Annotated in this window: 8 protein-coding genes and 1 pseudogene; 3 read left to right on the top strand and 6 right to left on the bottom strand. The window is 38.3% G+C overall.

From position 1 onward, the window contains the following. Positions 1-220: 220 nt before the first annotated feature. The 4 genes from GVJ38_RS14245 to GVJ38_RS13790 all read right to left on the bottom strand — a co-directional run bounded on the left by GVJ38_RS14245 (position 221) and on the right by GVJ38_RS13790 (position 6,825). Positions 221-934, bottom strand: a complete 714-nt coding sequence (locus GVJ38_RS14245; protein ID WP_200849523.1) for a calcium-binding protein — start codon at positions 932-934, stop codon at positions 221-223. A gap of 521 nt (positions 935-1,455) precedes the next feature. Further along, entirely contained in the window at positions 1,456-4,854 is a 3,399-nt protein-coding gene (locus GVJ38_RS13800) for a MucBP domain-containing protein (protein ID WP_159723783.1), read from the bottom strand. Between the two features lie 992 nt (positions 4,855-5,846). Next, entirely contained in the window at positions 5,847-6,338 is a 492-nt protein-coding gene (locus GVJ38_RS13795; RefSeq protein ID WP_159723782.1) for a DUF7000 family protein, read from the bottom strand. Between the two features lie 49 nt (positions 6,339-6,387). Then, a complete protein-coding gene (locus GVJ38_RS13790) occupies positions 6,388-6,825 on the bottom strand; it encodes a GNAT family N-acetyltransferase (protein ID WP_159723781.1) in 438 nt (145 codons plus the stop codon). Positions 6,826-7,013: 188 nt separating this feature from the next. Here GVJ38_RS13790 and GVJ38_RS13785 point away from each other — a divergent pair, with 188 nt between their 5' ends. Further along, entirely contained in the window at positions 7,014-8,036 is a 1,023-nt protein-coding gene (locus GVJ38_RS13785; RefSeq protein ID WP_159723780.1) for an LLM class flavin-dependent oxidoreductase, read from the top strand. A gap of 64 nt (positions 8,037-8,100) precedes the next feature. Here GVJ38_RS13785 and GVJ38_RS13780 read toward each other — a convergent pair whose 3' ends face one another. After that, positions 8,101-8,718: a nitroreductase family protein gene (locus tag GVJ38_RS13780; RefSeq protein ID WP_159723779.1), complete on the bottom strand. Its 618-nt coding sequence runs from the start codon at positions 8,716-8,718 to the stop codon at positions 8,101-8,103. Between the two features lie 101 nt (positions 8,719-8,819). Between GVJ38_RS13780 and GVJ38_RS13775 the strand changes: the two genes are divergently transcribed. Both GVJ38_RS13775 and GVJ38_RS13770 read left to right on the top strand, forming a co-directional pair. Further along, the gene (locus GVJ38_RS13775) at positions 8,820-9,137 is read left to right on the top strand and encodes a winged helix-turn-helix transcriptional regulator (protein ID WP_159723778.1); all 318 of its coding nucleotides are present in this window, start codon (positions 8,820-8,822) and stop codon (positions 9,135-9,137) included. A gap of 81 nt (positions 9,138-9,218) precedes the next feature. Next, a pseudogene (locus GVJ38_RS13770) lies at positions 9,219-9,350 on the top strand (DUF1440 domain-containing protein); the annotation flags it as partial. 539 nt (positions 9,351-9,889) lie between these two features. On the opposite strand, the gene GVJ38_RS13765 reads toward GVJ38_RS13770, so the two are convergent. Further along, the gene (locus GVJ38_RS13765; protein WP_159723777.1) at positions 9,890-10,786 is read right to left on the bottom strand and encodes an ATP-binding cassette domain-containing protein; all 897 of its coding nucleotides are present in this window, start codon (positions 10,784-10,786) and stop codon (positions 9,890-9,892) included. Between the last annotated feature and the right edge of the window lie 122 nt (positions 10,787-10,908).

Here is a 10,908-nt window from a genome sequence, read left to right as displayed (position 1 = left end):
ATACAGATTTAAAAAAATCAACTATTTATTAAGTCTATTTGGTGTGCACATATTTTAAGATCTATTGTTATTATTCGCATTTCTGGAATCTATGATTTATCACTTGACTTATAATAGTTAGTCTTTCTTATAAAAAGAAAGAAGGAAAGAAAATAAGAAATTGCGCTGTTAAAGATTCTAACAGCGCAACATGAAGTTCATATGCATTTTTAATAATTTGTTATTTAGCTTGGAAAGAGTATACACCGAAATTTCCTGAAGCTAAATGCTCCACCATAACTTTATCAGCATACTCTACAATCCAATCTGTTGCTTCATCTTCAGTGTCAAAAACTTTAGACCCTCTAGGAATGTTCAAACCTTGATTCTTTTCATGATCAGCTGTAAACCAAACTGTCCACTTAATCACAAAGTCTTCATCACCTGTATTTCCTCCCGGAGCTGGATCAGGATGCTGTTTACCTACCGCTTGGAAGGCAACACCCTCATCACGCCAACCCTTGCTTACAAGCAAATTACGCTCAAGCGGATTTAACGTATAATGGTGCATCCCTTGCTTCGCATTTGGGTTATATACACGATAGACAGGAACATCACCCCCTGATTGAAATGCAACGCCTTCATAATGCCAACCTTTGTCTACAAGCATGTTTTTCTCATGCCCATTGACCGTATAATGATGATCGCCATTATTCGGATTATACATACGATAGACCTCTTGACCCTTATCAGGTGTACGCCAAGCTAACCCTTCATCGTGCCAACCTTTTGAGACTAACACGCCTTTCTCGTCACCGCTTTCAGTGTAATGATGATGACCCGTATTCGGATTATACAACCGTAACAACTCCGCCGCTTCGCCTTTTACAGCGCCCCCAGCTACCGCTAAACCTGCCAATACTACCGATGCCAATACAATATTTTTCGCTCTCATGATGATGCCCTCCTTTAAATTTATGATCTCTAGTCCTCTTCGTTTCACGTGGAACGCACATTTTATAAACCGCTTACAAAAAATGTCGTTATCAAAAATTATACCGGGTTTGTTCTTTTTAAGCAAACAGTCTAACTTAATTTAAGGAGACTAAATCTAGGTGACCACTCAATTTTTATTTGGATTTTTTATATCTTATTTAACGTTTTAAATATTTATATTTTGTTATTATTTATTTTTCACTTTGTTTACTTCATTAATAATTTTGTATGAGTTTTTTGAAATACTTATAGTAGCTATACAGGTGCACGATGTATCGCGGGCGGAGGATGCACAATATATAATTGATAACCTATAGTAGAAATTTTTGAAGCGCCCCTTAAGTGTTAGATTTTAGTCTAACTCTTGGGGGGCGCTTCAGATTATCCTTTGATAAGGGGCTTTCTTTATATCGCTATTTTCGCTTTTTTCCAGCAGTCTTGAATAGTCTAGTAGGAGCTACTGAACTGATTGAAAGATAGTTAGTTACGACCATTCTTTTTTCTTCTGAACCGATAGATACCTACCACGGTTAGGATAATAACAACCCCCGCATACGGCAACCATTTAACTATCTCGTCTCCTGTATTAGGTAAAACTTTTCCTGAACTATTAGTTACGGAGCTGCCATTAGAGCTGGAACTAGAATTAGCATTAGAGCCTGAGTTTCCATTAGAATTGGAATTTCCGCTAGAAGAAGTCTGGTTGTTTGGCGTATCTGCCACCGGGTTTTTAGTATACACATATTTCACAACTTGTTTTTCTGCTGTCAATTCGCCTTTACCATTTTCAGGCAGTTTGCTTTCGTCTAAGGTGTAACCGTCAATCGCTAATTTATACTTGTCGGTCGTCGCATCGTACGCTTCACCGATTTTCCCACTGATCATTTGGCTAGCATGAATTTTTTTATTGTGTTCATCAACGTATTGAACGGTTACGTTTTTCGCTACCGAATTTTTAGTATACACATACTTCACAACTTGTTTTTTAGCTGTCAATTCGCCTTTACCATTTTCTGGCAATTTACTTTCATCTAAAGTGTAGCCATCGATCGCTAGCTTATACTTATCGGTCGTCGCATCATATGCTTCACCGATTTTCCCGCTGATCGTTTGACTGGCGTGAATTTTTTTATTGTGTTCGTCGACATATTTGACCGTTATGTTTTTCGCTACTGGATTTTTAGTATACACATATTTCACGACTTGTTTTTTAGCTGTCAATTCGCCTTTACCATTTTCTGGCAATTTACTTTCGTCTAAAGTGTAGCCATCGATCGCTAGCTTATACTTATCTGTTGTGGCATCGTACGCATCTCCGACTTTACCACTGATTGTTTGGCTGGCATGAATTTTTTTATTGTGTTCATCGACATATTGAACGGTCACATTTTCAGCTTGATCGCGCTCACCGATCCAGACTTTATTTTCGTAATGACCGGCTGGGATCGCTACTGGATAGACTTTATTGTTAAAGGTCACTGCTAGTGAAAGTTCTTTTTTCAAATCCGAAGTTACATGCACAGATCTGCCTTTCGCATCTGCTTGGGCTTTATCCGCGATGACTGATAGTACACCATTCGCACCTAAACTCAGATTGTTTATCCCATTTTCATCTGTGCGTTTCAAATTCCAATTAATTTTATTATTTGGCAGATCACTATTGATCCCAACGATATGTTCTAATGATAACGTCAACGGCCCGATTCCTGTCCAACCAACAAAATTATCTTTAACAATATTATCAGAGCCGCCAGCTTCATTTAGCTCATCTCCCGCTTCATCCGTAGCCGGCGAGATGTATTTAGCTGCATCGTCTAATGTTTTTTTGGTGACCTGATTGTGATTTCCTTCTTTTCTACCAGTAAATGAATGATTGATATAGCTTCCTAGTTGTTTTTCTGGTGCGTAAGTCTCCCAAAATGTTCCGGTATAGTCGTAGACCTCAGCTAAGCCATCCAAATATTTTTGAGTAGCTCGGGAAGCTTCATCATCAAAGCCATTTTTCTTCAGGCCTTCGATCGCCATATAAACGGTAGGCGCCCAAACCCCGCCTTTCCAATAATACCCTTTATTTGAATAGCGCTGATCTGATTTAGCTAAAGTCGGAAATGGCATATCTGTCCAATACATATCTTTGTTGAACAAAGCTTCTTTTAATTTATTCGCCCGATCCGGTGTGGCTACTTCAGTGATCAAAGTCCAAAATCCAGCTAAACTATCGACTTTATACTGAGTACCATCTGCTTCAAGTTCATAATACCGATTGTCATCATCATTCCACATATACTTGTTGATACGATCTTTTATATCAGTAGCCAGATTTTGATCTCGGGTAGCATCATCCGCATTTCCGATGATCGTATTGATTTTAGCAAGGGAATCATACAGCATCGATAGCTGAGAACTCATGTCAACTTGACCCGTTCCCGTACCATTTCCGCCTTGGCCCGGCTGCGTAGGTAAATTATCCATCCCATTACCGTTCCCATTGTTCCAAAAAAGTTTATGCGAACTATTTTGCGACCATTTTTTTATCGAGATCCAGTCAGCGTATTCTTGTAGCACTGGTGCAATCTTTTTCAGCCGCTCTACATTACCAGTCAGTTTATAATTTTGTAATTCAACATACCCATACAGTGGCGGATTTACATCTCCTGGTTCTGCTGCCCATCCATGAGGCTTCCCATCTGATGAATAATACGCTCGATAAATTTGGCCTGTCCCAATTTGTGACATATAAAAATTGTCGAAGGTCAACATCGGATCAAACGCTTTGTTCCCATACATCGAAAACAATACCGCAAAGCAGCTATCCCATTGCCAGATAATATTTTTTGAATCAAAGCCCGAACCAACATACGTATTATACGGAGAGTCTTTTTTAGGATTCACGATGTTGTAATCGAAAAGGATGCGCCAAGCATTATTGTATAAATTCTCATATTTAGGATCAGCTTGTAACTTGATCGACGGTAACAGCGTTTTCACTTTCTCGTAGTTAAGTTCTTCTCCAACTGTAGGCTGTTCACTGAAATATTGTTGCTGCGACTTATAATTGATCTCTTTTCCAGCCTTCTGATAGGTCAGTCCGCTAGCTGAATCTAAAAGCGAAATATCTTTTTCGTGATCACTTACTACATTCACTTTTGCTGGTTTAAAATGCTCAACATCTAAAACAGCACCACCAGTAGCTAGATCCGGCCGTTTTTCATTTTCATTCCAATAACGGAACCATAACTTAGCGTTTCGATATTCAACTTCGAAATTAATCACGTCATTATCACGCAGTTTGATCGTTTTACGGCTTTCTTGATACGTATTATCTTTTCCAGCAAGGGTGCCGTATTCATTTGAGATAAAGATAGTCGAGTCGGCGGTGTCTTTTTCATTCAAAATATTGACATAGATGTTTTGATCATTCTCATCTTGAATATCAAAAGCAAACTTTAAGCCGGCTGTCTGATTTATTTTGATTTTGGTGGTGTAAGTAAAATTATTCCATGCTTGCTGTTCAGCTAACGCGCCTAATTCATCCGATTTTAACGTATAACGATCTGACTTAGCAGCATCAGTGTCACTAGTATCACTGGCTTGACTGGTCGTTGTTGTAGCCGTAACTTCCGCTTGATTGACCGTACTTGTGGCGGTCGTTTCAGTAGCAGATTCTGAGCTACTCACCTCATTAGCTACTGGTTTACTAGTAGCCGTTGCTTCTTTGCTAGTGCTTATTGCTGTTGTTTTATCAGTCGCGATCGCGTTTTTAGATGTGCTGACATTAGTCGGACTGGCTGCTTGAGCCACTTGGTGAACAGACGTTACGAAAGGTGTCGTTGTCAACAAAGCAGACAGCAATATACAAAAACTACGCTTATATTTCATTTTTAAAATTCCATCCCTTGTTTAATTTAATTACGCAACCAATTTGTTCCATTCAATTGATTTTTCCCAGACTGAATGTTGACTTTCATTTCGAGGTGCATTATTTATCTGAAGACTAATTCGCCGATTGAAATGTTAGCCGATTTTTCTTTAATTCCTGCTACTTTTGCCTATTTCCTATTTAATAAAATAACTGTCAATTGGGCGATCAATACCATTACATTCATTCTGGGGACAAGTCTTTTACATTATCAAAGATTGAGATCATCACAGATAGCACCTCCCGAATAATATATGTAGAGAATACTTCCAACTCAGTTAAATTACAATCGTTAGAAATAACACATTAATTAATTCACAAAACAAAAATAAATAAATAAGATTTCTCTTTTAGCAATCGATAACACTAACTAGCCCAATAAATAAAAAAACAATCTTGTAACTAACCTGTGAGTTAGCTAAAAAATAAACTGAATGATTTACCAAAATAAAATAAAAATTAGTACCATCTCGAGTCCGATACGCTAAAAAACACTTGATTAGTTGAAATTTGACTCTTGATCTCGTTAGTTGAATAAAAGCCATCCACAATTTTTGTAAACGCTTTTCAATCTTTATGATCTGAAATGATGTCCATGAGTTGAAATATGCCGAGCAAGATTACAGTCACTGACGAAAAAAATTACTTATATTTACAATACTTTTGTTCTCTAATAAAAGTATTGTAATTTTTTCGAGCGAAAATTTTTTTATTTATGGAAACTAACAGCGGCAGCTTCCAGTAGGATTAGTGGCGCAAAATATATTTACTGGCCCTTTCACAAAATTGAACTCATTTTCTCCTATGTTAAACGGAACTAGCTTAAACACCCTTATAGTAGACGTTCATAGGCTTGGACAGATTTACACTGAGTCAAAGCAAAAACGCCTCAAGCACTACAAACAAAAAAACTTCTGATCTATTGGTAGTATCACCAATAGATCAGAAGTTTTTAGCACTCAAGTTGCTGTAAATAATGCTCAATTTTCTTCGTATAGTTCGCTGTTTGCTGTAAAATCATCTCTTCTAATTGCGCCAACTCATCAAAGTTTGGAGCTTCAACGAGAACCACTTCCAACACGGAATAGATTGGCCGCTTTGTTAATTGCTTATTCCACTGCGAATCTTTGAGCAACGCCCAATAATTTGCTTGGACTTTTTCATTTTGCCCTAATAGCCACAGTTCAAAGCACATCTTCTGATGATTCAAAACTAAGCCAAAGCGTAATTTATGTTCTTTCAAAAAATCATCATAAAAATAAAAATACGTGTAATCCATATAACCAGGAAAAACACTTCCAACCGTGTATTGCGGCAACGTTTTAGCATATCCTGCTCTTAACGTTGAAACAAATTTTCTCAGCGCTACATACGCAGTTTCGATGTCTCCAGCATGTAGCAAATCTTGATAGATTTTGACTTGCCTGTTCAAGCTTTTTTTCATGAGCCACTTCCTTCCCATTCATAACCAGAATAATCTTTGCACCACATTCCTATTCTCGCACCCAACTCATTTTGTATTCTACTTCTAAAGTCTCTACATCGACTTGTTCTGACACAATCGTAAAACCTTGTGCACGATAAAATTTGATTGCTGCACGGTTTTTCTTATAAACAGACAAGCTTAATTCATGGTGCTGACTTTTGGCTTGCATGATTAATTGTTCTCCGATTCCTTGGCCTCGATAATTTTTTTCTACAAAAATCCCAGCAAGATAATGATCAACAATTCCCACAAAGCCCACGATCTGACCAGCTGAATTTTTAAAACCATAAAGTTCTGATTCCGGCAATTGCAACTTGACTGCTGCAACATTTCCTTCCCAATATGCTTCAGCAATAAAGGAATGGGCTTCTTGATTGGACGTAAGCCAGATTTTCATTAGCTGATCGAGTTCAGCCTCCGTGATAGGATTTAACTTTACAATCATTTTCTCACCTCAATGGTTAATATTAATAGTATAGCACGAGGCCAGCTGATTGGATTTAGCGTAAAAATCATTTTTCGATTTCCCGATCCAAGAACAATTATTCGCCTTTTTTTTCGATTGGTAGTACACTAGCTTTAAGTTACAAAAAGTAAGTAATTTACTTTTTAAATTAGAGGAGGTACTCCAGCATGAAAAAAATCGGCTTTTTGAGTTTTGGGCATTGGATGCAACAAGGCTCCTTAGTCAAAACTGCTAGCGATGCGTATTTGCAATCGATCGAATTAGCAGTGGAAGCAGAAAAAATCGGGATCGATGGCGCTTATTTCCGCGTGCATCATTTTGCTGATCAAATCGGTTCACCTTTCCCACTACTTTCAGCGATCGGAGCTAAAACCAGCAAGATCGAGATCGGTACGGGCTTAGTGGATATGCGTTACGAAAATCCCTACATGATGGCAGAAAATGCCGGCTTGACCGACATCATTACACAAGGTCGAGTGCAACTAGGCGTGGGTCGTGGCTCACCAGAACAAGTCTTAGACGGCTGGAAATATTTTGGCTACGACTACAGCGAAGAAGAGATCAAAGAAGTGACACGTGAGCGGACATTAGAATTTTTGAAACTTTTAGAAGGTGAAAAATTCGCCGAACCAAATCCGCAACCAATGTTCCCGCAAGGTCCTGGAAAATTACGTTTGGAACCTTATTCAGCTGGTTTACGTCAGCGTATTTGGTGGGGTGCTGGCTCACAACAAACTGCGATCTGGGCAGCCCAACATGGAATGAATTTACAATCGTCTACCTTAGTGAACTATGAGACGAATGAACCGTTCCACGTACAACAAGCTAAACAATTGCGTGCCTTTAAGGAAGCTTGGAAAGAAGCCGGGCATGATTTTGAACCCCGCACTTTAGTCACGCGTTCGATCCAACCGATCACGACTGATTTGGATCGTCAGCTGTTTGGCTCTGACGGCATGCCACAACAAGACCAAGTCGGCTATCTAGCTTATCACCGCAACCCGACGATCTTTGGGAAAACATTTGCGGGTGAGCCTGACAAATTAGTCAAAGAACTAGCCGAAGATGAAGCGATCAAAGAAGCCGATACGGTGTTAGTAACGATCCCGAATACATTAGGAGTGGAATACAACATCCACTTATTAGATTCAATCTTGAAAGATATCGCGCCAGATCTAGGTTGGCGTTAGTTTCTCGACTAGTTAAAAATCGCTCACTGCCAGAAAAAAATTCCGGTAATGAGCGGTTTTTTGTTTATTCTATGATCTTCGTAAATTCGGTAACGTCTTTTCTGATCTTTGGATAGCCACTAGCTGTCGCCTTGCCAACTGGGATCATCATGATCGCTTCCCAACTTTGCGGCAAATCCAGCTCTTTTTTGATTGCAGTAAAATCGGTTCCTCGCATTGGGACTGCTTCATAGCCAAATACACGAACCACATGGAGCAAGTTCATGGCAAATAGCCCGCCATCTAACATCAGGCTTTCGGTTCCACCTTCAGCTGCAGACAATGCGTAAAATTTTTTCATCTTGCCTTTAAAAGCCGCTTCATCTTTTTCCGTTAACAAGCCATTAGCGACGTTGTAAGAAAATAATGTATCGACATCATAAGCCGCCGGATCGCCAAAGACTAAAAAGACTGCAGCCGCCGTTTCGACTTGTGGCTGGTCAAACGACAGCGCCCGTAATTTTTGTTGCTGCGCTTTATTTTTGACGACCACGACTTGCCACGGTTGCGTATTGTTGCCAGAAGGTGCGGTGGCAGCTAGCGCTAAGATTTGCTTGATTTGTTCCGTCGACATTTCTGCCTCAGGATCAAACTGCCGAACTGACGCACGTTGGCTTAAAAAAGTTTCAATAGTTGAATTCATAACGTAACGCTCCTTTTATTTTGAATAAAATTAGTATATGCTTAACAGACAAAAGTACAAGTACTAACATTTTTGTTACTGTCAAACGAAAGGATGATTCGATGCAACTTTCAATCAATCGCTGTGGGATCTCACAAGTCATGCTGCGCTTAGGTGGCAAATGGAAACTATTGATCTTATGGCGCATCCACCAACAAGAAGGCATTCGCTTCAATGAATTAAAACGACAAACAAATGGGATCACTAATGTCATGCTGACACGTTGTTTGAACGATTTGATCGCTGACGGTTTTGTCACACGGACGGATTTTCAAACGATCCCACCCCACGTTGAATATTCATTGACTGAACTCGGAAAAAGTTTTCTGCCGATCATGGAAACGATGGACAGCTGGGGGAAAGAGCATTTGGGGAGTTGAGAAACAAAACAAATTTAATGAGCATATCCCTTCACCTTCCTCCGATCTTTGCAGTAAGGTGGATTTAAGGAGTTGGTCACTATGACAAAAAAAACAAGTCTGTTAACACTCGCTACAGCAGGTGCAGCCGCAGGATTAGTTTCTGGTTTAGTAAAATTAGGTTGGGAAGCCTTGCTGCCCCCACGCACACCGGAACGCGATGCTACAAATCCGTGATAGCAATCAAAAATCAGACGATCAGCTACTACTTTAAATATATTTTTCACAGTGAAAAACTCGTGTCAATCACTAATGACTTCACGTTTGCCTCTTTGATCGGCGTCCTGATTACAGCTGGTTTATTTGAACTATCCAGCTACCAATCCGATACTGTTCAAAATGCCACGACCATCCAAATGATCAAACTAAATTATGCTTGATTGCCAATACTGATCTATAGCTTGCTACTGATCTTGATCCACTTTTATCCTGAAAAGAAAATGGCGCGCGCAACTCAAACAGCCAAAGTCGAAGCAGCTTTGGCTGTTTGAATGGCTAAATTATCAGTAGCCTATGTTTCTTTTGAGAGAGATAATTGGGAATGTTTTTCGAAAAAGGAGTCGTTGGTTCATAATTCACCATGTTAAAAGAAGCATTCGAGGTCAGTATCTACAATCAAAATGGGAGATAAATCAGTTTTTCTGATTCATCTCCCACTCGCTATTTATTTAGTCAAATATTTTCATTTAGTAGATAACCAATCCAATAAAAGTTCATCCTCTACCTAATTCTAAAATTTTATATTCAGATGGTTGCAAAAATTTATCTAATGATCCATGATTTACAATAATAACAGTTAAATTAGTTTCTTTAAAGTAATTAACTAATCGACAAATTGAAGCTTCGTCTATGTTAGCTAAAGTTTCATCCAAAATCAAAATATCAGGATTACTTAATAGAGCTCGAATTATTTTTATTTTTTGTAATTGTCCAGTACTAATCTCTATTCTAAATGGAGTAACTCCTTTGTTAAAATCCACATCAAAAGACAATAATCGAGCTATTTTTTCTAGTTGTATTTCATCATATTCTTTAAGTCCCATAACTAGATTACTATAAACTGTTCCTTCAAACAAAAAATCATTTTGTGGAACATAGACAACCTTTCTATTCTCTTTTATCCATATCGAACCAAAAAAATCTAGATTATATTGAGCTAAACATTTCAATAGAACTGATTTTCCAATACCATTTATACCAACCATTCTTAACGTTTCTCCTTGAGATAATGAAATATTTATTGGTACTTTAAGCAGTTTCTCCCCATTAATACAAGGAAATAAATTTTCGCATTTCAAAACAATAGCTGAATCCTGAGCAAGTATTTTATACTCCCCTGCTGTATTTGCTGCATTAATGCTAGAAAATTTTAATTGCTCTATTCTCTTTAAAGAAACTTTAATTTGAGCAAATAAAGGAATAATATTTAATACTTTACTCCACGGAGAAAACAGTAAAGCTGTGTAACTATTAAAGGCTATAAGTGAACCTAATGACAGTTCACCATTAACTACCATAACACTTCCCAAAAACAGAGCTATTAAAGGAATAACTACTGTTAGCACCCCTGAAATAGTACTAAGCGAAGCCATTATTGTATTTGTTTTCACTAGTGTTGCACAAATAATTTCAGAAAAATCTGAAAACTATGTTTCATTCAAAATTGCAAAAAAGTCGAATGCTTACGCAGCGGATGACTTTTATTCCAGAAATTGTACGTTTTATTAAATTG

It is taken from the genome of Enterococcus sp. CSURQ0835 (assembly GCF_902706605.1).
Taxonomy (GTDB): Bacteria; Bacillota; Bacilli; order Lactobacillales; family Enterococcaceae; genus Enterococcus_A.
Note: the sequence above shows the minus strand (reverse complement) of the source record. Positions and strands in the feature narration are given on the sequence as shown.